The organism is Rhodanobacter sp. UC4443_H10, from assembly GCF_052978325.1.
Window position 1 is genome coordinate 2,302,012 of the sequence record NZ_CM129668.1, and the last position, 22,366, is coordinate 2,324,377.

The 22,366-nt window shown below is 68.7% G+C and carries 24 protein-coding genes; 13 read left to right on the top strand and 11 right to left on the bottom strand.

Going from position 1 to position 22,366, the window contains the following annotated elements; all coding sequences use genetic code 11:
• Positions 1 to 12: 12 nt before the first annotated feature.
• The 3 genes from ACVCMB_RS10590 to hemB all read right to left on the bottom strand — a co-directional run bounded on the left by ACVCMB_RS10590 (position 13) and on the right by hemB (position 3,493).
• A complete protein-coding gene (locus tag ACVCMB_RS10590; protein WP_447106882.1) occupies positions 13 to 1,584 on the bottom strand; it encodes a sulfotransferase in 1,572 nt (523 codons plus the stop codon).
• 202 nt (positions 1,585 to 1,786) lie between these two features.
• Positions 1,787 to 2,422 carry a hypothetical protein gene (locus ACVCMB_RS10595; protein ID WP_395120415.1) on the bottom strand — a complete coding sequence of 212 codons (636 nt, stop codon included), beginning with the start codon at positions 2,420 to 2,422 and terminating at the stop codon, positions 1,787 to 1,789.
• Positions 2,423 to 2,503: 81 nt separating this feature from the next.
• Positions 2,504 to 3,493 (bottom strand): porphobilinogen synthase, encoded by a 990-nt coding sequence (gene hemB, locus ACVCMB_RS10600; RefSeq protein WP_447106883.1) that lies wholly within the window; start codon positions 3,491 to 3,493, stop codon positions 2,504 to 2,506.
• Between the two features lie 158 nt (positions 3,494 to 3,651).
• On the opposite strand from hemB, the gene glk reads away from it, so the two are divergent.
• The 3 genes from glk to ACVCMB_RS10615 all read left to right on the top strand — a co-directional run bounded on the left by glk (position 3,652) and on the right by ACVCMB_RS10615 (position 5,786).
• A complete protein-coding gene (gene glk, locus ACVCMB_RS10605) occupies positions 3,652 to 4,689 on the top strand; it encodes a glucokinase (protein ID WP_395120417.1) in 1,038 nt (345 codons plus the stop codon).
• Positions 4,676 to 5,359: an HAD family hydrolase gene (locus ACVCMB_RS10610; protein ID WP_395120418.1), complete on the top strand. Its 684-nt coding sequence runs from the start codon at positions 4,676 to 4,678 to the stop codon at positions 5,357 to 5,359. Before glk ends, ACVCMB_RS10610 begins: the two co-directional genes overlap by 14 nt.
• Positions 5,360 to 5,468: 109 nt before the next feature.
• A complete protein-coding gene (locus ACVCMB_RS10615; protein WP_395120419.1) occupies positions 5,469 to 5,786 on the top strand; it encodes a hypothetical protein in 318 nt (105 codons plus the stop codon).
• Between the two features lie 225 nt (positions 5,787 to 6,011).
• On the opposite strand, the gene ACVCMB_RS10620 is transcribed toward ACVCMB_RS10615, so the two are convergent.
• The 4 genes from ACVCMB_RS10620 to secB all read right to left on the bottom strand — a co-directional run bounded on the left by ACVCMB_RS10620 (position 6,012) and on the right by secB (position 11,287).
• Positions 6,012 to 6,578 (bottom strand): hypothetical protein, encoded by a 567-nt coding sequence (locus ACVCMB_RS10620; protein WP_447097894.1) that lies wholly within the window; start codon positions 6,576 to 6,578, stop codon positions 6,012 to 6,014.
• Positions 6,579 to 6,627: 49 nt separating this feature from the next.
• A complete protein-coding gene (locus ACVCMB_RS10625) occupies positions 6,628 to 9,654 on the bottom strand; it encodes a DEAD/DEAH box helicase (RefSeq protein WP_447097893.1) in 3,027 nt (1,008 codons plus the stop codon).
• A 94-nt stretch (positions 9,655 to 9,748) separates the two neighbouring features.
• Complete coding sequence (locus tag ACVCMB_RS10630; protein ID WP_395120424.1) at positions 9,749 to 10,774, bottom strand: NAD(P)H-dependent glycerol-3-phosphate dehydrogenase; 1,026 nt, start codon at positions 10,772 to 10,774, stop codon at positions 9,749 to 9,751.
• 9 nt (positions 10,775 to 10,783) lie between these two features.
• Complete coding sequence (secB, locus tag ACVCMB_RS10635) at positions 10,784 to 11,287, bottom strand: protein-export chaperone SecB (RefSeq protein ID WP_395120425.1); 504 nt, start codon at positions 11,285 to 11,287, stop codon at positions 10,784 to 10,786.
• A 312-nt stretch (positions 11,288 to 11,599) separates the two neighbouring features.
• On the opposite strand from secB, the gene rpmB reads away from it, so the two are divergent.
• The 4 genes from rpmB (at position 11,600) to ACVCMB_RS10655 (ending at position 13,143) form a co-directional block, all read left to right on the top strand.
• Positions 11,600 to 11,836: a 50S ribosomal protein L28 gene (gene rpmB, locus ACVCMB_RS10640; RefSeq protein ID WP_136258932.1), complete on the top strand. Its 237-nt coding sequence runs from the start codon at positions 11,600 to 11,602 to the stop codon at positions 11,834 to 11,836.
• A gap of 10 nt (positions 11,837 to 11,846) precedes the next feature.
• The gene (rpmG, locus tag ACVCMB_RS10645; RefSeq protein ID WP_136258933.1) at positions 11,847 to 12,014 is read left to right on the top strand and encodes a 50S ribosomal protein L33; all 168 of its coding nucleotides are present in this window, start codon (positions 11,847 to 11,849) and stop codon (positions 12,012 to 12,014) included.
• Positions 12,015 to 12,191: 177 nt separating this feature from the next.
• The gene (locus tag ACVCMB_RS10650) at positions 12,192 to 12,740 is read left to right on the top strand and encodes a DUF4166 domain-containing protein (RefSeq protein ID WP_395120426.1); all 549 of its coding nucleotides are present in this window, start codon (positions 12,192 to 12,194) and stop codon (positions 12,738 to 12,740) included.
• Positions 12,730 to 13,143, top strand: a complete 414-nt coding sequence (locus ACVCMB_RS10655) for a thiol-disulfide oxidoreductase DCC family protein (RefSeq protein ID WP_395120428.1) — start codon at positions 12,730 to 12,732, stop codon at positions 13,141 to 13,143. Before ACVCMB_RS10650 ends, ACVCMB_RS10655 begins: the two co-directional genes overlap by 11 nt.
• Here the strand turns inward: ACVCMB_RS10655 and ACVCMB_RS10660 are convergent.
• Positions 13,136 to 14,245, bottom strand: coding sequence for a saccharopine dehydrogenase family protein (locus tag ACVCMB_RS10660; protein WP_447106884.1), 1,110 nt, complete (start codon positions 14,243 to 14,245; stop codon positions 13,136 to 13,138). The two genes, ACVCMB_RS10655 and ACVCMB_RS10660, sit on opposite strands and share 8 nt — an antisense overlap.
• A gap of 82 nt (positions 14,246 to 14,327) precedes the next feature.
• A complete protein-coding gene (locus ACVCMB_RS10665) occupies positions 14,328 to 15,521 on the bottom strand; it encodes a DesA family fatty acid desaturase (protein ID WP_395120431.1) in 1,194 nt (397 codons plus the stop codon).
• A gap of 186 nt (positions 15,522 to 15,707) precedes the next feature.
• On the opposite strand from ACVCMB_RS10665, the gene ACVCMB_RS10670 reads away from it, so the two are divergent.
• The 6 genes from ACVCMB_RS10670 (at position 15,708) to ACVCMB_RS10695 (ending at position 20,736) form a co-directional block, all read left to right on the top strand.
• Positions 15,708 to 16,466, top strand: a complete 759-nt coding sequence (locus tag ACVCMB_RS10670) for an ABC transporter ATP-binding protein (RefSeq protein WP_447106885.1) — start codon at positions 15,708 to 15,710, stop codon at positions 16,464 to 16,466.
• The gene (locus tag ACVCMB_RS10675; RefSeq protein WP_447106886.1) at positions 16,463 to 17,218 is read left to right on the top strand and encodes an ABC transporter permease; all 756 of its coding nucleotides are present in this window, start codon (positions 16,463 to 16,465) and stop codon (positions 17,216 to 17,218) included. Before ACVCMB_RS10670 ends, ACVCMB_RS10675 begins: the two co-directional genes overlap by 4 nt.
• Entirely contained in the window at positions 17,218 to 18,573 is a 1,356-nt protein-coding gene (locus ACVCMB_RS10680; RefSeq protein WP_447106887.1) for a GldG family protein, read from the top strand. The genes ACVCMB_RS10675 and ACVCMB_RS10680 overlap by 1 nt, the downstream gene beginning before the upstream one ends.
• Positions 18,574 to 19,074: a hypothetical protein gene (locus ACVCMB_RS10685; RefSeq protein ID WP_447106888.1), complete on the top strand. Its 501-nt coding sequence runs from the start codon at positions 18,574 to 18,576 to the stop codon at positions 19,072 to 19,074.
• Positions 19,075 to 19,087: 13 nt separating this feature from the next.
• Positions 19,088 to 19,915, top strand: coding sequence for a bifunctional DNA-formamidopyrimidine glycosylase/DNA-(apurinic or apyrimidinic site) lyase (gene mutM, locus ACVCMB_RS10690; RefSeq protein WP_447106889.1), 828 nt, complete (start codon positions 19,088 to 19,090; stop codon positions 19,913 to 19,915).
• Positions 19,916 to 20,136: 221 nt separating this feature from the next.
• Complete coding sequence (locus tag ACVCMB_RS10695; RefSeq protein WP_447097884.1) at positions 20,137 to 20,736, top strand: nitroreductase family protein; 600 nt, start codon at positions 20,137 to 20,139, stop codon at positions 20,734 to 20,736.
• A 130-nt stretch (positions 20,737 to 20,866) separates the two neighbouring features.
• Here ACVCMB_RS10695 and ACVCMB_RS10700 read toward each other — a convergent pair whose 3' ends face one another.
• The gene (locus tag ACVCMB_RS10700) at positions 20,867 to 21,631 is read right to left on the bottom strand and encodes a hypothetical protein (RefSeq protein WP_395120440.1); all 765 of its coding nucleotides are present in this window, start codon (positions 21,629 to 21,631) and stop codon (positions 20,867 to 20,869) included.
• Between the two features lie 23 nt (positions 21,632 to 21,654).
• Entirely contained in the window at positions 21,655 to 22,287 is a 633-nt protein-coding gene (locus ACVCMB_RS10705; RefSeq protein WP_447097883.1) for a thymidine kinase, read from the bottom strand.
• Positions 22,288 to 22,366 lie beyond the last annotated feature (79 nt).

The window sequence follows — 22,366 nt, forward strand, 5'->3', positions numbered from 1 at the left end:
CGCCCTCGCCATTCACGCGTCGGCGGTGCGCATCCCCAGCAACGCGCGCAACCGCTTCAGCTCCACGCCGTAGGCGACGCAGCGCTCGCTGTCCCGGCGCATCAACGCGTCCACGCTGCCGGCATGGCGCTCGCCGCCGCCATGCACGTCCACGCAGGCTGGCGCGAACGGCAACGCGCAGAACGCCAGCAGGCGACGTACCTGCAACGCCGGTTCGGCACGCCATGCCTCGTAGTGGTGTTCGAGAAAGCGGCCGGGAAACAGCTGCCGCCAGTGCCGGCACAACGCGTCGTAATCGCTCCAGTAGCCGGTGACGTGGTCGAGGTCGTAGCTGAACTCGTGACGGTCGAGGAACAACTGCCGGTAGCACGCGAAACAGGTTTCCAGCGCGCGGCGGCGGCTGTCGACCACGCGCGCGCCCGGCAGCATCGCGAGGATCGCCCCGACCAGCCGCCAGTTGCCCGGCGTGCGGTCGACCAGGCAGGCCTTGCGTCCGCGTGCCGCTTCGGCGCGGGCGAGGTAATCCCGGCCCAGTCGCTGCCAGTCCGCCGGCGTGGCCTGCGCCATCCACTGCACGCGCGGCTGCTGCCGGCGTTGCGTTTCGGCCTTGAGCACCTCTTCGACCGCATCCGATTCGTCGACCACCGCCACCGCCGGATGCGCGGCCAGCACCTGCGCGGTCAGCAGCGACCCGGCCTGCGGCATGCCGACCACGAACACCATGCCCTCGCCCAGCCGCGCGTCGATGGCGTCCGTCCGCCGCGTCTCGAACACCCGGCGCATCGCCTGCGCCTGCGCGCGGGACTTGGCCGGCTTCCAGGCCAGCGCGCGGTACATCTGCGCATTGGCCTTGCGCAGCGCGCGAAATGCGCCGGCGTAGTCGCCCTGGTCCTCCAGCGCGCGGGTCAACGCAAAACCCAGGCACACCCGCGCGCGCTGACTGGCCAGCGGCGAACGCAGCAGTTGTTCCAGATGCGCGACGTCGGCCGCGCCGAACGACGCCGTCTCCAGATCGGCGAGGCCGACCCAGGCATCGGCCAGGTCCGGCTGCAGGCGCAGCACCGCACGATAACTGTCGCCGGCCGGACCCAACGCACCCAGGCTCGCCTGCGCCTGCGCCAGCAGCATCCGCGCCGGCACGTGGCCGGGCTCGGCATCCAGCGCGCGATGCAAGGCGGTGATCGCCCCGGCCGGACGCTGCTGCAGCATGTACATCTTGCCGAGGTTGAACCACGCCGGCGCAAAGTCCGGCGCCTTGGCACAGCATCGCTCCAGGCCAGCCATTGCCGTCGCAGGCTCGCCAGCGGCGAACAGCGCCGTGGCCAGGTTCATGCGCACCAGCGAGTCGTCCGGCAGCAACGCCCGCGCCCGCTGCAGGAAAGCCACCGCCGTCACGTAATCGCCGCGCACGTGCCGCACCAGCCCCTGCATGCGCAAGGCCTCGGCACAATCGGGCAGCATCGCCAGCACGCCATCGAGCGCCGCCTCGGCAGCCGGCAGGTCGTGCGCATCCAGCGCTGCGGAAGCACGCGCGAGCAACGCCCGCGCCGCCGCCGGCAAGCCGGCGGCACGGTCGCTCGTCAACGGATGATCCTGCAACGCCCCCATCCTCGTTCGCCCCTGTGGCCGCTGTGCAGCCCCATCGGCCAGCTTACGCGAGCGCAGGCACCGCATCAAAGAGCGAACGCAACCCTGCTGTCGCGAGCGACCGAAAGTCCATGTTCCGACGCCCCCTGACATGCCGGAAATCGAAAGCAGCTCGCCATGGCCGCTTTTGCCTCAACGGTCATCCACCAACCATCAGGCAGGGCAGCCTTCGCAGGTCACCCGAGCGATCCAGCAACAGGCATTGCATACGCGTTCGTCTGAACAAGCCATCACGAGACACATAGTGGATCGAGAAAACCAGATCGCCGTCGGTTGTCCAACGCGCATCATTCGGGCCACCGCGGAGGGAATACTTCCGCGTGGCGACAACTTCGCCATCGCGGTGCTGCTCCACGCGAAAAATGGCACCGGCACCGCTCCCCAGATGGTTCAATCCGGTGAGCACGATCAGCCCGAACGGCATCTTCACGATGCCGCGCACGTTTCCCTTGAGTACCGGATGCACCGTACCGCCCGCATCGCGAAACACGAGTTCTCCGCCCCACTCGCCGCGATCCGCTCCAAGCAGTTGGCCGCCAAACGCGGCAAGGACATAGTCAGGCTCCTGGAGAAAGCGATCGGTATGCGTACCCGTCTCGTCGATCCCGGTTGTCTCCACCAGATAACCAGGAACAGACGCGGCACCCGCCGGGGCAGGTGCCACCGCCGCATGCGTGTTCGCCGGCCCGCGTATATGGACGGTTACGCGCCCCCAGACCGCGAGCGCCGTGCACAAGCAGAACACGGCAATCAACAGCACCGCCAGAGAGGCCATCAGGTATTTTCCGCGACCCGTCATGGCAAACCCGATTCGTCGTTTCCGGAGACGTTCCTCAGCGGAGGAAAGGCAAGCCCGCTACTCGCGCAACCACCGCGCCGCATCCACAGCGTAATAGGTGAGGATCGCATCCGCACCGGCGCGCTTGAACGCGGTCAGCGATTCGAGCACCACCGCCTTTTCGTCCAGCCAGCCGTTCTGCGCGGCGGCCTTGAGCATCGCGTATTCGCCGCTGACCTGGTAGACGAAGGTGGGTGCGCCGAAGGCGTCCTTCACCCGGCGCAGCACGTCGAGGTACGGCAGGCCCGGTTTCACCATCACCATGTCGGCGCCTTCGAGCAGGTCCAGCTCGACCTCGCGCAGGGCCTCGTCGCTGTTGCCCACGTCCATCTGGTAGGTGTGCTTGTTGCCCTTGCCGAGGTTGGCCGAGGAACCGACCGCATCGCGGAACGGGCCGTAGAACGCGGAGGCATATTTCGCCGAGTAGGCGAGGATGCGGGTGTGGATGTGGCCGGCCGCTTCCAGCGCATCGCGGATGGCGCCGACGCGGCCGTCCATCATGTCCGACGGCGCCACGATATCCATGCCCGCCGCGGCCTGCGCCAGCGACATCTTCACCAGCGCCTCGACGGTGGGCTCGTTCATCACGTAACCGTGCTCGTCGATCAGGCCGTCCTGGCCGTGGGTGGTGTACGGGTCGAGCGCGACGTCGCCGATCAGGCCAAGCTCGGGATGCTTCGCCTTCAGCGCGCGGGTGGCGCGGTGCATCAGATTGTCGGGGTTCCACGCCTCGGCGGCGTCGAGCGATTTCACCCCGGCGCCGGGCGAGGGGAACAGGGCCAGCGCGGGAATGCCCAGGCGCACGCATTCGCCGGCCAGCTTCAGCAGTTCGTCGATCGAGAGCCGATCCACGCCGGGCATCGACGGCACCGCTTCGCGCCGACCCTCACCCTCGATCACGAAGGCGACCATGATCAGGTCGCCCGGCAGCAAGGTGTGCTCGCGCATCAGCGCGCGGGAGAAGGCGTCGCGGCGCATGCGGCGCATGCGGGTGGCGGGAAAGCTCATGGCGGTACTCGCAAGTCGGCAGCCCTCTATTTTACGCCTTTGCCCCGCACGCAGCCGCGGCCCGCCGGCATCGCCATTCCGGCGCGTACGGATGCAAAACGCTGGACTACGCGGCACAACGGCGGCACGCTTGCTGTTCCGTTTCCGCAGGAAGCTACATGAGCCCGTCCCGCAGCGTACCCACCCTGCTCGTCGATCTGGGTGGCACCAACGTCCGCTTCGGCGTGGCCGACACCTCGCGCGAGCGCCCGCTGCTGGCCGACAGCATCCGGCGCTATCGGGTTGCCGAGCACGATTCGCTGGTGGCCACCGCCCGGCAGTACCTCGACGAAACGGGGCTGACGGTGAAGCGCGCCATCGTCGCCGCGGCCGGACGCATCGTCGACGGCGAGACGGTGAAGGTCACCAACAATCCGTGGGCGATCTCGGCTCACCAGACCGCCGAGGCGCTGGGCCTGGAGCATGTGCACCTGGTCAACGACTTCGCCGCGCAGAGCATGGCGGTGACGCTGCTGCACGGCGACGACCTGGTCGACGTGGGCACGGTGCCGCGGCCGGTGGTCGGTGCCGAGGACGAACAGACTTTTGCCATCGTCGGCCCCGGTACCGGCCTGGGCGTGGGCGGCCTGCTGGTGCGCGGCGGTCACTGCAGCGTGCTGCAGACCGAAGGCGGCCACGCCGGCTTCGCCGCGCACACGCCGGAGGACATCGCGATCCTCGACTACCTCAACCACAAGTACGGTCGCGTTTCCAACGAGCGGCTGATCTGCGGCCAGGGACTGGTGAACCTGTACGACGCGATCTGCCACATGGTCGGCGCACAACCGGCCGACCTGAAGCCCGAAGACATCACCGCCCGGGCCAAGGCCGACAGCTGCCCGCTGTGCACGCGCACGGTGGAAACCTTCGCCGGCATCTTCGGCAGCGTGGCCGGCGACCTGGTGCTCACGCTCGGCGCGTGGGACGGCGTCTACCTCACCGGCGGACTGATCCCGGTGCTGCTGCCGTGGCTGGAACGCGGGCGCTTCCGCGAACGCTTCGAAGCCAAGGGCCGCTTCCGCGACATCATGGAAAAAGTGCCGACCCAGGCGATCATGAACCCGGAACCGGGGCTGCTCGGCGGCGCCGCGCTGGCCGTGCTGGACTCGGGCCGGCCATTGCTGCCGCGGCGCGAGAGCAGCCATGCCACGGCGTGACGGCGCCTTCCTGTTCGATCTGGACGGCACCCTGATCGACAGCGTCTACCAGCACGTGCTGGCGTGGAAGCAGGCGCTGGACGCCGAGGGGCTGGACATTTCGGTGTGGCGGATCCATCGCAAGATCGGCATGAGCGGCGGCCTGTTCGCCAACATGCTGTTGCGCGAGACGACTTTGCCGATCACTGCCGAGCGACTGGATCGCATGCGCGAGCATCATGCCGAGGCGTTCAACCGCATGCATGCGCAAGGCGCGGTGCGGCCGCTGCCCGGCGCGCGCGAATTGCTCGACTACCTCGGCGCGCAGGACATCCCGTGGGCAATCGCCACCAGCGGGCGGATGGAAACGGCCCGGCACAACCTGGAGGCGCTCGGCATCGATCCGTCGAAGGTGCCGGTGGTCACGCGCGACCAGGTGCGCCATGCCAAGCCCGACCCGGATTTGTTCATGGAAGCGGCCGAGCGGCTCGGCGTGGACATCCGCCAATCGCTGGTGATCGGCGACAGCGTGTGGGACATGCTTGCCGCGCAACGCGCCCGCACGCTGGGCGTGGGCGTGCTCTCCGGCGGCTACGGCCAGGCCGAGCTGCAGCAGTCCGGTGCATTCCGCGTGTACGAGGACCCCGCCGACCTGCTGCGCCACATCGACGAAGTGGCGGCGCGCGATTGAGCCGGCCGCGCTTCACTGAACCGGCGCGGCGCGCATCATGAAAAGTTAATCACCGGCAACAAGTCGGGCGCTAGGCTGAACCGGCCTCGCCCTCTTCCGGAGCCGTCCCATGCGTCGCCTCATCGCCAGCCTCCCGCTCGCCCTGCTGCTCGCCGCCTGCTCGCCCGCGCCCACGCCGCCAGCCCCTGGCGAAGCGCAGACGGCGCCCGCCAACCCCGCCCTGGGCTCGCCGGAATGGCTGGCCTGGGTCGACCAGTCGCTCGCCATCAGCGACAAGGGCCACGGCCCCGACCCCGGTTCCCCCGAGTGGAACCAGGCCGTGCAGCGCAAACTGGGCGAGGAAGCCCCGCAATCCACCCCGGGCTCGCCGCAATGGCAGCAGTCGGTCGACGCGCTGCTGCGCACGCGGCTGCCGCCGGGGTCGTGAATACAGAGGCGCGCAGCGAGTTGCAGGCCACCGAGGCCAGCGGCGATGCGGGCGCAATCGCCAAAGCCAAGAACCTGCTGATGGGGCGCGCCCGGTCGAAGGGACGATGGATACCAGATGACGCGCTGTGGGCATGCTTCCAGACGAACAAGGAAGCGCTCAACCCTCGCCGACACCCGGCCCCGACACGTTGCCGTCGGCGAATACCGACGAGCGCGGCGGGTTTCAGCCGCGCAGGCGATCCATCGTCACGTTGCCGGTGCTGCCCGCCTTGCGCGTGAAGCGAAACCGGAACGCCAGCCTGATCGGCACGAATTCGACCTTGATCACCGGACCGTCGCAACCCGGCGCCTGCGCAGCGTCGTATCCCTGCGGGTAGGTGCATCGCCGGGATCGGGCGAAGCGCCACGACGACGTCGCCTGCCTGGCGCTGCGCATCAATTCGGCGGCAACGTCGCCGATCCTCGCCGGGCAACCGGGCAGGCCCGTCAGTGGTGCGCTGGCATAAACGAGGCCGTCTCGATCAATCGACACCTCCAGGCAGACGACCACCTCACCGCGTGGCGCGTCCGCCGTCGCGGGGTAATTGGGCAACTGCAGCGGCGCCAGGGGCTCGCCGATGACGAAGCCCTGGTTTTCGGACATGGCATAACTTTCGGCGTTGGCCGGGATGAAGGTTTCCACGCTGGAACCGCGAACCTCACCGACATCCTGATGGGCGCAGCCAGCGAGCCACGACGCCAAGATGATGAAGAACGCACTGCGCCACGTGCGGAGGGTCCGATGTTTCACGATTTCTTCCTTGTCATGACGTTGACTGGCGGGGCGTTCCGGACGCTGGCTACGAAACCGACTCCGGCGCCAGCAGCGCATCCAGGTCAGCTTCGTCGAAGCGCAGTTTCTCGCGGCTGCCGCCGCCTTCGAGCACGGCGTCGGCAAGCTCGGCCTTGCGCAGTTTCAGTTCCTCGATGCGCTCTTCCACCGTGCCGCTGGTGATCAGGCGGAACACGAACACCGGCTTGTCCTGGCCGATGCGGTGCGCGCGGTCGCTGGCCTGCGCCTCGGCGGCGGGGTTCCACCACGGGTCGTAGTGGATCACGGTATCGGCGGCGGTGAGGTTCAGGCCCACGCCGCCGGCCTTCAGCGAGAGCAGGAACAGCGGCACCTCGCCGTCCTGGAAGCGCTGCACCGGCTCGGCGCGGTCGCGGGTGTCGCCGGTGAGGGTGACGTAGCGGATGCGCCGGCGGTCGAGCTCGGCGGCGATCAGTTTCAGCATGCCGGTGAACTGCGAGAACAGCAGCACCTTGCGGCCCTCGTCCAGCAGCGCGGGCAGCATGTCCATCAACAGCTCGAACTTGGCCGATTCGCGCACGCCGCGCGCCGCCTCGAGTTTCACCAGGCGCGGGTCGCAACACACCTGGCGCAGCTTGAGCAGCGCATCGAGCACCACGATGCCCGAATGCGCGATGCCGCGCTGGGCGATCACCTCGCGCAGCTCCTCGGTCAGCGACAGGCGCAGGCCTTCATACAGTTCGCGCTGGCGGCCTTCCAGCACCACGCGGCGGGTGATCTCGGTTTTCGGCGGCAGTTCCTTCGCCACCTGCGCCTTGGTCCGGCGCAGGATGAAGGGCGCCAGGCGCAGGTTCAGGCGTTGCTGGCACTCCTCGTCGCGTTGCTTCTCGATCGGCACGCGGTAGTGGCGGCGGAACGCGCCTTCGTCGCCGAGCAGGCCGGGCACGGCCAGGTCGATCTGCGACCAGAGTTCGCCCAGGTGATTTTCCAGCGGGGTGCCGGTGAGACACAGGTAGCGTGGCGTGCGCAGGCTGAGCAGCGCGCGGCGTGCCTGCGTGCGCGGGTTCTTCACCTGCTGGGCCTCGTCCAGCACGATCAGCGCGAACGGCTGCTGGCGCAGCGCGGCGACATCGCGCGGCAGCAGGGCGTAGCTGGTCAGCACGATGTCCTGCGCGCCGAGCTGGTCGAATTCTTCCGCGCGCTGCGGGCCATGCAAGGTCAGCACCTTGAGCATCGGCGCGAAGCGGGCGATCTCCGACTGCCAATTGGGAATCAGGCTGGTGGGCACCACGATCAGCGCGGGCTGGGTCAGCGCCCCGCCGTGCTTGAGCGACAGCAGATGGGTGATCAACTGCAAGGTCTTGCCCAAGCCCATGTCGTCGGCCAGCACGCCGCCGACGCCGGCCTCGGCCAGCGCGTTCAACCAGCGCAGGCCTTCGCGCTGGTAGGGCCGCAGTTCGGCGGCAAGCCCTTCGGGCACGGCATCGCTGGCGCGCGCGGCGGCGTCACGCAGGCGTGCGGCGAAACCGAGCAGCGGCTCGGCTGCCTGCAACGTGCCGCCAGCGGGCATGGCGGCGGCCAGTTCCTCCAGTCGGCCGGCCTGCACGCGCGGCAGGTGCAGTGACTTGCGCGGCTTCTCCAGGTATTCGGCCAACGGCGCCAGCAGGCCGCGCAGTTCGCGCAGGCGCACCGGTACGCGCCGGCGCGCATCGACCGGGGCGTACCACACCGCGTCGTCGGGCTCATTCGCCGCCGGGCTGAGGGTCAACTGGTGCTCGGCCAGCGCTTGCGCCACGGCGGGCAAAAGGTTGTGGCGCTGGCCATCGACCTCGATGCCGATCTCCAGGTCGAAGGCGTGGTCGTCGACGTCCTCGGCCGCCTGGCCGTACCAGCGAACCGGCCCTTCGAGCACCTCGAACGGGAAGCTGGGCGCGTACTCGACGAGGAAATTTTCTTCCTCAAGCTTGGGGCGCAACGCCAGCCAGCGCGCCGGCGTGTTGACCTCCAGTGCGCCGGCATAACCGGCGCCGGGGAACAGCCAGGCGTCTTCGGGCAGGGTTTCGGCCACGTCCCACGGCAGCCCCTCGGTATCCACGCCAGGGGTGAGCCCGACGCGTTCGAGCTGCTCCATCGCGGTGAGTTCCTCGGCACGGCGGCGGGTGATCTCGACCAGTTGGCCATTGCGCACGCGGCGCACCAGCGGCTCGCCGCCGCGGCCGGGCAAACGCTCGCCGGCATAATCGAAGGCCAGCCGCGCATAGCCCAGCGGCGGCGTGCCGGCCGCCAGCCGCGCGTGGCGGGTCAGCGCATGCAGGATCAGCACCGGCTTGGGCGCCAGCTGCGAGCGCTTGAGATCGCCGAACACCTGCGGCAGCGGTACCCGCGTGGCCAGCCGGCTGTTCGGCAGCTTGCTGCGCAGGCGGCGGCCATGCTCGTGTTTCAGCGGCGGCAGCTCCAGCCACTGGGTTTCCTCGGCCGGCGCATCGAACAGGCCCAGGGTCGCGCGCTCGGCGTCCAGGTACCACAGCGCGTCGACGCGCAGCAGGCGCTGGCTGTTGGGCAGCAGCGGCAGCAGGCGCTGGCTGCCGTCGGCCTCCATCTGCCAGTGCCAATTGAGCGGGTGCGACTTGCCGCGCGACAGGCGCAGGCCGGCCAGGCCGCCGAGAAAGCACGGCGCGGTATCGAGCACCTCGGCCAGCAGGCTGTCGCCGACGTGGCCGCCAAGGCGGGCATAGCTGCGGCTCTTGCGCACGCTCAGCGGCAGGCCCAGCACGCTGGCGGCCAGGCGCTGCTCGTGCGGCTGCAGCGGGGTCTGCACCAGGTGGCGGCTGTCCAGCGGCACCGGGCGGCTGTAACGACCGTGCTCGACCACGCTGAGCAGTACCGGCGCCACGTCGACGCGGGCGAACGCCGCGCCCTCCTCGGGCACCACTTCGACGAAGAAGCCGAGTACGCCACCGTCCTCGCTCGCCGCGGGTTTGGGCGCAGCCAGCAGCCGCCGCCAGGCCGGCGGCAAGGTGTCGTCGTCGCCAGCGGGGGGGCCGGCGACGCGCTGCTTCTCGTCCGATTGCGGCATCCGCATGCGTTCCGTAGCAACGACCAAATGCTTGAGCTTAGCAGCGCGAGTGCCGGATGCGGCGACGGCCGCGGCGCCCGCCGCCGGTCCTGCGTCAGTCGTTGCCGAACAGCCCGTGCGGATATTCCGGCTTCTGCTCGCGCGCCATCAGTGCCTTGAGCCCTTCGGCCGGGGTGACCTCGCCGTGCAACACGGCGCGCACGCCGGCGCTGATCGGCAGGTCCAGGCCATGCTTGGCGGCCAGCCGCGCCACTTCGTCGGCGGTGAGGATGCTCTCCACCACCTGGCCGATGCGGCGCACCGCTTCGTCGATCGCCACGCCCTGGCCCAACGCCAGGCCGAGCCGGCGATTGCGCGAGAGGTCGCCGGTGCAGGTCAGCACCAGGTCGCCGAGGCCGGACAGGCCGATCAGCGTTTCCGGCCGTGCGCCCAGCGCCACGCCCAGGCGCAGCATCTCGTTCATGCCGCGGGTGATCAGGCCGGCGCGGGCGTTGAGGCCCAGGTTCATGCCGTCGGCGATCCCGGTGGCGACGGCCAGCACGTTCTTCATCGCGCCGCCGAGCTCGGCGCCGAGCACGTCGCCGCCGGAGTACGCGCGCAGGTTGGGCGCATGCAGCAGGCCGGCGAGTTGTTGCGCGAAGGCATCGTCGTCCGAATGCACGGTGACCGCGCTGGGCAGACCGGTGGCCACCTCCCTGGCGAAGGACGGCCCGGTGATGACCGCCGCCGGCCGGCCCGGCAACTTTTCCGCCACCAGTTCGTGCAGGAAACGCCCGGTACCGGGTTCGAAGCCCTTGGTCGCCCAGGCGATCGCGGTGCCCGCGTCGAGCAGCGGCGCGAGTGCGTCGAGCATCGCGGCGAACGCATGGCTGGGCACCACGATCAGCACGATATCGGCGCCGCGCACGGCCGCGCCGAGATCCGCCTCGTAACCCAACGCCTCCGGCATAGTGACGCCTGGCAGGTAGCGCGCATTGCTGCGTTGCTGCGCCATCTGCGCCAGCGCGTCGGCATCGCGGCCCCATAGCCGGGTGGGTACGCCGTTGCGGGCGCCGAGCGCGGCCAGAGCCGTGCCCCAGGAGCCCGCGCCGAGCACGGTCAGCTTCGGCTTGTCAGGCATGCCCGAAGCTCAGCTGTTGAGCATCACCGGGGCTTCGTCGCCACCGGCACCACGGCGCAACTGTTCGGCGAACAGCGCGTCGAAATTGATCGGCTGCAACAGGAACGGCGGGAAGCCGCCTTCGAGCACCATCGAGGAAATCACCTGGCGCGCATACGGGAACAGCAGGTTCGGGCAATAGCTGCCCAGGATGCCGGCCTTGTCGGTGTCGCCGAAACCGGCGATGCCGAACACGCCCGCCTGCTCCACTTCCGCCAGGTACGCCGTGCGCTGGCCGACCGTGCAGGTCAGGGTCAGACTGAGCACCACTTCATACAGGTCGTTGCCCAGATCGCTGGCCTTCTGGCCCAGGTTCAGCTGCACCTGCGGCTGCGCGTTCTCGTCGATCTCCTGGAAGATCTGCGGCGCGTTGGGCGCCTCGAAGGAAACGTCCTTCACGTAGATCTTCTGCATCACCAGCTGCGGCTGGCTGGCCTGGCCGTTGGCCTGGTCGTTGTTGATCTCTTGTGCCATCGGGTGGTCCTCTCAAAGACGGGCGGTCAAGCAAAGAGGCTGATTGTTCCATACATCCCCGTCTGGCGCACCCATCCGCACCCTTGAACGCGCGTCCGAGGATTGCGCCCAACCGCTTGTTTCTGCGACAATGCGCGGCTCGCCTCATGTCGGCCCGGTTCTCCGGGTGGTCCGCCACGCAATGCGGACCCACGCGACCGGGCCATGCAACATCTCCGGCATTGCGTGGCGCTCCGCGTCGCTGGGCCGATGCCGCCCTGGCCAACGGGTGGCAATCACGGCTTCAACCGAAGCCATTCTTGGGAGGTCGTCATGGCCCGTGTATGTCAAGTCACCGGAAAGGGTGTGCAGAGCGGCAACAATGTCTCGCACGCCAACAACAAGACCCGCCGCCGCTGGTTGCCCAACCTGCATGAGCGTCGCTTCTGGGTCCCCAGCGAAAGCCGCTGGATCAAGCTGCGCGTTTCCAACCACGCCCTGCGCACGATCGACAAGAATGGCATCGAGGCCGTGATTGCCGACATGCGTGCCCGCGGCGAAAAGGTCTGAGGAGCACACCATGGCCAACAAATCGCAAGACAAGATCCGCCTGATTTCTTCGGCCGGCACCGGCCACTTCTACACCACGCAGAAGAACAAGAAGAACACCCCGGAAAAGTTCGAGTTCAAGAAGTACGATCCGGTCGTGCGCAAGCACGTGATCTACAAGGAAGGCAAGATCAAGTGAGATACTCAAAACCCGCCCTCGTGGCGGGTTTTTCTTTGCCCGCACACCCACGCGAGCGATTTCACCGCAACACCCGGCGAAAGCAGCAACGATGCACGCCTCGACCGCATCCCGCGTGACGTTTCTCTCACGCCCGAACGCTTGCCCGCCCCGCCCCCACCCCGCATCATCCTTCCGATGACCTCCGCCCTGTTCCCTGCCCTGCTCGGTGACGAGGCCTGGCATGCACTGCCACCCGCGGTCCGGGCGATGCACGGCGCCGCGGCAAGGCTCGAAGCCAGCGGCATCGCCGACGTCACCGGTGACGACCACCTCCCGGCACGCTGCCTGCGCCGTCTGCTCGGCCTGCCCGCGCCCGGTCCGCAGCAAGCGCTGGCGCTGACCATCAAGCGTTGTGGCACGCGCGAGACTTGGACCCGTCGCTTCACCGGCCGCAAGATGCAATCCGTGCTCGATCGACGCACGGGCTCGCCGCTGCTGTACGAACGGCTGGGACCGGCCCGGCTGGGTTTCGCGCTGTGCCGCGACGGTGACGCGATCGATTGGCAACTGCGCAGCCTGCACGTGCTGGGAATGCCGGTGCCGCGCGTCCTGCGTGGCCGGGTGCTCTCGCGCAGCGGCATGCGCGATGGCCGCTACCACTTTCTCGTCGACGTGCACCTGCCGCTGCTGGGCCGCCTGATCGCCTACGACGGCTGGCTGGAACCACTGCCCGATGGCGCATGAACACGCCCCGCCGGTGATCGTGTTCGACGGCGTCTGCCTGTTGTGCAGCCGCTGGGTACGTTTCCTGCTGAAGCATGACCACACCGCACGCTACCACTTCGCCGCGATGCAGTCCGAAAGCGGACGCGAGCTGCTGCTGGCGCACGGGCTGGACCCGCAATCGCCGCTGTCGTTCCTGCTGGTGCAGGACGGCCGCGGCTACACCGACAGCGACGCGATCGCCCGCGTGTTGCGTGGCTTGGACCGCCGCCGCTGGCACTGGCTGAGCCGCGCCGTGCTGATGGTGCCGCGCGGGTTGCGCGACCCGGCCTACCGTTTCGTGGCCCGCCACCGCTACCGCATATTCGGACACAGCCGCCAATGCTTCGTGCCCACGCCGGAGCAGCGCGCGCGCTTCATGTAAGTTCTTCCACACCTGTCCCGATCGCGAAACCGGTCAGCGCCGACAGCGCCTCGTCCAGCGTGAACAAGCCCATGCATGGCATCGCCCCGCGCGCGCGCAACGCGCCATCGGCCAGCTTGCGCGCCAGCACCACCGCGGGCGTGGCGGGAATTTGCGGACCATCGCCGGCACCGGCGCCGAGCGACCAGCGCAGGCCGAGCGGTTGGCCTTGGCCGTCACGACCATGCAGCTCCACCACCATCCCGCCCACGTCGCTGCCGGCGTCGATGAAGCGCTCGCTGAGCCGACGCAGGCGGGGCGCGTGCCGGGCCAGGTCGCCGAGCAAACCCAATCGCACCAGCCAGGCCGCAGCCAGGGTACCGAAGTGCAGGCGCTTCAGCTCCAGACCGGCGCGGAACACGACCTCGCGCACGCCGCGATAGCGCGCCGGGAACAGCTCCAGGTCGGGCACGTCGCACACGCCGACCCAGCGCCGGCCGAACGGGAAGCGCTGGCGCCGGGTCGACATCCAGCCATGCCCGTGCTGCCAGCGCGCATCGCGCCACAGCCGCACCGGCCGGCCGCAATAGCCGAGGATCGCCGCCACCGTCGCGTCGCCGCGCGGCGTTCGGTTGCCGGGGCTGATCGCGTGTTCGACGCTCTCCAGCACGGCAAAACGCGGCTGCAGCGCATCGACCACCGCACTGCTCAACGCCGGCAGTGTGGAGGCACCGCTGACCAGCAGCCGACCCGCGGCCTTCGCACGCGCATCGAGGTGGCCGATGCCGGCGACGAAATCGCGGCCATCGGCCAGGTCGACGTAGTCGCTGCCGCACGCCAGGCAGGCCTCGGCTACCCGATAGTCCTGGCGCTGGAACGGGCCGGCCGCATGGATCACCAGTTGCGGTTGCGCCGAGGCCATGGCCGCGGGCAAGGCGGGCGAAGCCGCATCGAGCGTCGCCACGTCGATCGACGGATCGCCCAGGCGCTCGCGCAACTGCTGCAGTGTGCCCGCACGCCGGCCGGCGAGGGTCAGCGCGAAGCGTCCGTCATGCGCCAATTCGCGGGCGATCCGCGAGCCGAACACGCCGCTGGCGCCGATCAGCAACACCCGCAGAGCCATGCATCCCCCCTCGTCGCCGGCGCCTCAAAAACAAAACCCGCCAACAGGCGGGTCTTGCCGAAACATGCCGTATCGAAAGCGCTCAGGCCGTGGCGACCGTGTAGCCCTTGAGCCGCTGGGCAAACTCCTGCAGCGCGCGGATGCCGCTTTCCTCGGCCTCGTGAATCCACTGCTGCAGGCCCTTCAACGCCTGCTCGGCGCCGCGCTGCTCCATCAGCGCCGCGAGTCGGCCGCGGAACTCGACCACGGTCTTCAGCGTGGGGCGCTTGGCCAGCATCGCCTGCATGCGGTCGCGGCCCTCGCTGTCGAGCCAGCGGCCGCCGTCGGCCATGGCCAGCCGCATCCGGCGCGGGATCGCCCTGATGTTCTCGCCGGCGTGCTGCGCCTCGTCGCGCAGAGTCGGCACGATCACGCCGCGGTAATAGTCGGTCATCGCCTGGAAGCGATGGGTGAGCACCGCCTTGAGCGTGTCGGCGTCGGGCAGGCGCACGTTCGGGCGCACGTCCAGCGAGGGCGCCACGCGCAACACCTTGGCCAGGCCCACGGCACGCAGGCCGCAGATCGCCGCCCAGCCGATATCGAACTCCCACTTGCGCAGCGCGAACTTGGCCGAGCTGGGGAAGGCGTGGTGGTTGTTGTGCAGCTCTTCACCGCCGATCCAGAAACCCCACGGAATCAGGTTGCGCGCGGTGTCGGCGCTCTCGAAGTTGCGGTAGCCGGCCCAGTGGCCGATGCCGTTGACGAAGCCGGCGGCCCAGAACGGGATCCAGACCATCTGCAGCGCCCACAGCGCCGCGCCGATCACGCCGAACAAGGCCACGCTGATGAACAACATCAGGGTCGGGCCCCAGTAGGGATGCGCGCCATAGAGCTTGTGCTCGATCCAGTCGTCGGGCGTGCCGCGGCCGTACTGCGCCATGTCCTGCTTGTTCTCGCAGGCGTCGCGGTAGAGCGACACGCCATCCCAGAACACCTTGCGGATGCCGTAGATCATCGGGCTGTGCGGGTCCTCCGCAGTCTCCACCTTGGCGTGGTGCTTGCGATGCACCGCCACCCATTCGCGGGTGACCATGCCGGTGGTGAGCCAGCCCCAGAAACGGAAGAAGTGCGCCAGCACGGGGTGGAAATCCACGCCGCGATGGGTCTGGCTGCGATGCAGGTACAGCGTCACCGTGAAGATGGTGAGCTGGGTCACCACCAGCATGTAGATGGCGATCTGGCCCCAGCTCGCGTTGGCGAGGCCGTGGTTGAGGAAATCGAGTACCGCGTCAAGCATGAAAGTTACCGAATGGGGATGGAACGGGGGACGGGGTGGAGTCTAATTCGGGGAATGCCATACCCACCAGCATGGCCGGGGCATGATGGTAACAGCCTGTCAAGAGGCGGAAGTGAAACCGGCGTTGGTTGGCAGCGCGCACGATCGCCTGTTGTCTAACCATGGGGGCGCCGTGACAATCAGGCAATGACCACGATCATCCCCCCCGAACCGCCGCCCGCCCTCCAGCTGGATCACGTCGCACGCCGCCGCGCCGGTCGCGTTGCCGTGCGCGATCTCAGCCTGAGCCTGCCGCGCGGCCAGGTGCTGGGCCTGCTCGGCGTCAACGGCGCCGGCAAATCGACCACCTTGTCGATGATCGCCGGGGCGCTGCGCCCGGACCGCGGCGTCATCAAGCTGAACGGCGAGGACTTCCTGGAACACCCGGAGCTGGCTCGCACATGCATCGGCTGGCTGCCCGAACGCGCGCCGCTGTGGCCGGAACTGACCGTGATCGAACACCTGGACGCGCACTCCCGCATCCGCGGTCTGAATGGCGCCGCCCTGCGCGCGGCCCGCAGCGCGATCATCGAGCGCCTGGAACTGCAACCGCTGGCGCGGCGCCTGGCCGGTGTGCTGTCGCAGGGCCAGCGCCAGCGGCTGGGGCTGGCCTGCGCGCTGGTGCACCGCCCAGCGCTGCTGGTGCTGGACGAACCGGCGAACGCACTCGACCCGGTGCAGGTGGCCGCGCTGCGCAGCCTCATCCTCGAACAGGCCGCCGCCGGCACCGCGGTGATCCTGTCCACGCATGTGCTGGCCGAAGTCACCGCGGTGTGCGATCGCGTGGCGATCCTGCACGAGGGCGCGTTGCAGCACGAAGGCACGGTCGAGGCCGGCGATCATGCGGCGCTGGAACGGCGCTTCTTCGAGATCGCGATGAACCCGCGCCCGGTGCAGGCCGCATGAGCACGTGGGCGGTGACTCGCCTGGAATGGCGTCGCCTGCTGGTGCGTCCGCTGGGCTGGCTACTCGCGGCGCTGACCCTGGCCTGGCTGAGCTGGAACTTCACCGTACTGCTGGGCAGTTTCCTGGCCGGCCAGGTTCAGCGCGCCGCCCTGCCCGACGGCCCCGGCTTCACCGATCTGGTGGCGGTGCCGCTGCTGGGGCAACTCGCGCAACTCGCGTTCCTGGTGGTGCCGCTGCTGACCATGTCGGCGATCGCCGGTGAACGCCGCAACGGCACGCTGCCGCTGCTGTTTGCCGCCGGCGTGCCGGCGTCGCGCATCGTGCTTGGCAAGTACCTTGCGCTGCTCGGCTGGTTGCTGCCGTGGTTGGCGCTGACCCTGGCCATGCCGCTGACGCTGGCACACGCCACCGATCTGGACTGGGGCAAACTCGCCGCCGCCGCCCTCGGCCTGGCCCTGATGCTGGCCGCGCTGGCGGCGCTGGGGCTGGCCTGTTCCAGTTTCGCCAGCCACCCGGCCATCGCCGCGGCCGCCGCGCTGATCCTGGGACTGGCGCTGTGGAGCGTGAACCTGGGCGCGCAGATGGCCGGCATCGACGGCGGCGCGATCAACTGGCTGGCGATGAGCACGCACGTGCAACCGCTGCTGCGCGGCCTGGTCTCCAGCGCCGACATCCTGTGGTTCGCGCTGCTGATCAGCCTCTCGCTGGCGCTGGCCGCGCGCCACCTCTCCACCGAGCGGGAGCGCGGCTGATGCGCAGCGTATTCAGACGTCTGGACGGCTGGTTGTTTGCGCTGCTGTTGCTGCTGGGCTGCGCCGCGATCGGTTATCTCGGCACGCGCCACGTCTACGTGGCCGACTGGACCGCGAACGGTCGCATCAGCCTGTCGCCGGAAAGCCGCGCGGTGCTGGCGAAACTCGACGGGCCGGTGGACATCGTCAGCTACGCCAGCCCGCAGGGCGACCTGCGCCAGACCATCGCCGGCTTCCTGCAGCGCTACCAGATGGTGAAGCGCGACATCAGCCTGCGCTTCGTCGACCCGCAACTGGACCCGGCCCGGATGCGCGAGCTGGGGATCACCGTCGACGGCGCGCTGATCCTGCATTACCGAGGCCACGAGCAACGCCTGGACGAGTTGTCCGAGCGCAGCCTGACCAACGCGCTGGAGCGGCTGCAGCGCGGCAACGACCGCATCGTCGCCTTCGTCACCGGCGACGACGAGCGGCGCGCCGACGGCCAGGCGAATGCCGACATGGGCACCTTCATGGCGCAGCTGGAAAGCCGCGGCATGCGCGCGGTGCCGCTCAACTTCTCGCAGGTCAACGCGGTGCCCGAACACACCGACCTGGTGGTGCTGGCCAGCCCCACGGTATCGCTCGCGCCGGGCGCGGTGCAGGCCCTGGTCGACTACGTGCAGGCCGGCGGCAACCTGCTGTGGCTCACCGAGCCGGCCAATGACGAACTCGGCCTCAAGCCGCTGGCCGACGTGCTGGGCGTGCGCGTCCTGCCAGGCGTGCTGGTCGACGGTTCCGGTTCGGCACTGGGCCTGCACGATCCGCGAATGCTCGCGCTGGGCAGCTACCCGCCGCAGGCGATCACGCGCGGCTTCCAGCTCGCCACGCTGTTCCCGCAGGTGTCGGCGCTGGCCGAGGTGGCGCGCACGGGCTGGGCGACGCACGCCTTCCTGCGTTCCAGTCCGCAGAGCTGGACCGAGTTCCAGCCGATCGACAACACGAAAAACTCCGACATCCGCTTCGACGCCGATGCAGGCGAGCTGAAAGGCCCGCTGGATTTCGGTTTCGCGTTGAGCCGGCTGTCGCCCAGCCCGGACAAGAGCGAACAGCGCGCGGTGGTGATCGGCGATGGGGATTTCCTCTCCAACACCTATCTCGGCAACGGCGGCAACCGCGCGCTGGGCGAGCGGGTGTTCAACTGGCTGCTGGGCGACGACAAGCTGGTCGACGTGCCGCCGCGCGGCGCGCCGGACCGTCTGCTGGAAATCTCGCAGGGCGAGTTGAACGTGCTGAGCTTCGGCTTCCTGTTCGGCCTGCCGCTGCTGCTGCTGGTGATCGGCGGCGTCATCGTGTGGCGCCGGCGGCGGCGCTGAATGATGAAGCGCGCCGCCCGGCAACGATGGTTGCTGCTCGCCGCCGTGGCCATGCTGCTCGGACTGGCGCTGTGGCAATGGCAATACGACGCGAGCCGCGCGAACGGTGAGCTGACCACGCTCGATCCGTCCGTGATCAGCCACATCAGCCTCGCCCTGCCCGGCGCCGCCACGTTGCATTACGAGAAGCGTGGCGACGGCCACTGGTGGCGTACCGACGGCACGGCGCGCCGGGTGGCCGACGACGATCGCCTGCGCGACCTGGCCGACATCGCCGCCGCACGCGCGCTGAGCTGGCGTCCGTTGGCCGATTTCGAGCTGGCGAAGATCGGCCTGGCGCCGCCGCATGCAGTGCTGACTCTGGACGGCCAGACATTGGCCTTCGGCATCAATGCGGTGACCGGGCCGCAACGCTACGTGCGCGTCGGCGAGCGCGTGGCGCTGGTGTCCGCGCGCTACATGCCGCGCTCGCCGGAAATCCGCACCACCGAACTGCACTGAGCGTCGAACTGTCGTGCCCGAACTGCCGGAAGTCGAAACCACCCGCCGCGGCATCGCGCCGTACCTGATCGGCCGTCGCGTCAGCGGCGTGCTTCTGCGCCGTCCCGATCTGCGCTGGCCGATCCCGCCCGAGATCGGCGAGCTGCTGCCCGGCCAGCGCATCGACGCGGTGGAACGCCGCGCGAAATACCTGTTGCTGCACACCGCCGCCGGCAGCGCGCTGCTGCATCTGGGCATGAGCGGCGTGCTGCGTGTGCTGCCGCCGGACGCGCCGGTGGGCAAGCACGATCATGTCGACATCGCACTGGAACGCAGCGCCGCGCAGGCATCGCGCATCCTGCGCTTCACCGACCCTCGCCGCTTCGGCTGCCTGCTGTGGCAACCGCCGGGCACCACGCACGAGCTGCTGGCCCACCTCGGTCCCGAACCGCTGACCGACGCCTTCGACGGCGAGCTGTTGTGGCGCCGCTCGCGCGGACGCACGGCGGCGGTCAAGCTGTTCCTGATGGACAACGCCGTCGTCGTCGGGGTGGGCAACATCTACGCCAGCGAGGCGCTGTTCCGCGCCGGCATCGATCCGCGCCGCGCCGCCGGCGGCGTGTCGCGGGCGCGCTACGAACGACTGGCCGCCGAAGTGAAGCATCTGCTGGCATGGGCGATCGAGCGCGGCGGCACCACCTTGCGCGACTTCCTCAACCCCGACGGCGCACCGGGCTATTTCTTCCGCGAGCTGATGGTCTACGGCCGCGCCGGCGAACCTTGCCGGGTCTGCGGCAGCGCCATCCGGCAGGCCGTGCTGGGCCAGCGCTCCACCTTCTGGTGCCCGCGCTGCCAGCGCTGAAGGCGCGGGCAAAGCGGCACGCCCCCGATTTTCCGCTACGGCCCACGATGGCAAGCATCGTCATTGTTTCCTTTTGGAAACAGAGTTGTCACGATTTGCCGGCTACCCAACCTGGGTTCAGCTTCTAAGATGGCCACCTGTAGCGCAGGAACCGTGAAAGTCGCTGGACTTCCACTGTTTCCCAAAAGCGTATATATCCCACGTCTTTCGGAGGAACCTCCATGAACAGCACCATCATCGAATCGCTCAAGAAGCGCCGCACCCAGTACGCGCTGGGTCGCAACGTGGCGCTGGACAAGGACGCCCTCACCAGCCTGGTAAAGGACGCGATCAAGCACACGCCGTCGTCGTTCAACTCGCAAAGTTCGCGCGCGGTGATCCTGTTCGGCGAGCAGAGCGAGCAGTTCTGGGAGCTGACCAAGCAGGAGCTGAAGAAGATCGTGCCGGCCGAGGCGTTCGCCAACACCGCCGCCAAGCTGGACAGCTTCGCCGCCGGCATCGGCACCGTGCTGTTCTATGAGGACCAGTCGGTGGTGAAAGGCCTGCAGGAACAGTTCGCCTTGTACGCGGACAACTTCCCGGTGTGGTCCGAACAGAGCAGCGGCATGGCCCAGTTCGCCGTGTGGCTGGCGCTGACCGAGGCCGGCGTGGGCGCTAGCCTGCAGCACTACAACCCGGTCACGGATGAGGCGACCCGCCAGGAATGGAACGTGCCGGCGACGTGGAAGCTGCGCGCGCAGATGCCGTTCGGTTCGCACGAAGGCGGCTTCGGCGAGAAGGCGTTCATGGACGACGCGCAGCGCTTCATCACGGTGGGCTGAGCCCGTCCGCGCGATCCCGCGCGTACTGCGACGATGCGAGGTCGGCACCCAGGTGCCGGCCTCGCCGTTTGTGCGCCCCTGCAACCAGTCCGCGCCCGGCCACGAGACGGGCTGACCGGCACGCGGCCGGTCAGGCCCAGCGAAACTCGACCCAGCTGTTGTTGAAGGGCGGCTCATCCATGCCGCCGCCGAGTCTCGCGACCATGCCGGCGGGGATGCCCTCGCCCTGGAGCGCCTGGCCATCGGCGAAATGCGCGCCCAGCGCCTGCAATTCGGCCATCTGTTCGCACAACGCGCCGGCGCGATCGACGGCGGCGTCGGGCACGTCGCGGATGCTGATGTCGGGGCGACCGAATTTGCGCATGCCGCGCGTTCGTATCCACGAGCGTCCCGGCGCGGTGTCGCCGTCGCACAGGATCAGCAGGTGGTTCCGGATCGGCGCGCCATCACGGATCAGGTAGTGGCGGCGCCAGGCATCGGCGTCGAGCAGGCTGAGTATCTGCGGATCGAGCACCGCCACGCCGCCGATGTCGAGCATGCCCGCCAGCACGCCCAGGGTGTCACGCAGGTAGCCGGTGGCCGGGCTGTCCGCCAGCGCGCCGCGCACCACCATCACCTCCGGTGCATCGAACGCGCGCTGGAACGCCTGCGGCGCATCGGCCTTGTACATGCGCCCCATCGCCCCCTTCAGCGGGTAGCCGTCCCAGCCGCGCAGATCGGCGTGGCGATGATTGGTCGCGGCGAGGCCCGCCGGCAGGCCGGGGCTGCCGTAATCCTGCGAGGGCACGCGCACGGCCTCGAATTTCCCGAACACGTAGAACTGCAGCACGATCGTTTCTTCGCTCGGCTGCCAGTGCGGGCGTTGCCAGGCGGGAATGGGGAACTGGTGGCTCATGGTCATCCTTGCGATGGCGGGGTTCAGCGCTCGTCGTCCAGCGGCAGCACCGTCTGTTGCAGCTCGATGCGACCGCGGCCTTCGCTGATCTTCTTGAACTCGGCGCGACTCACCGAGACATAGCGCTCGTTGCCGCCGATCTCGACCTGCGGACCCTCGGTGACGGCACGGCCGTGCTCGTCCACGCGCACCACCATGGTGGCCTTGCGCCCGGTGTGGCAGATCGTCTTGATCTCCTGCAGCTCGTCGGCCCAGGCCAGCAGGTGGCGGCTACCCTCGAACAACTCGCCGCGGAAGTCCGTGCGCAGACCATAGGCCAGCACGGGAATATGGAGTCGATCGACGACATCGCTGATCTGCCATACCTGCGCCTTGCCGAGAAACTGCGCCTCGTCGACGAACACGCAATGCAGCGGTCCGCGTGCGGCGATGTCGGCCTCGACCAGGGCGAACAGATCCTCGTCGCCGGCGAAGCGTCGCGCATTCGCCTTCAGCCCGATGCGCGAAGCGACCACGCCCTCGCCGAAGCGGTTGTCCAGCGCCGGCGTGAGGATCAGCGTGCGCATGCCGCGTTCGTGATAGTTGTACGCGCTCTGCAGCAGCGTGGTGGTCTTGCCGGCGTTCATCGCCGAATAATAGAAATAGAGCTTGGCCACATGATTTTCCGTAAGTTATTGATTTTAATTTTTATTTTTGAATTTCTTGGCTGCAGGGAAACTAACTACCCCCATTCTT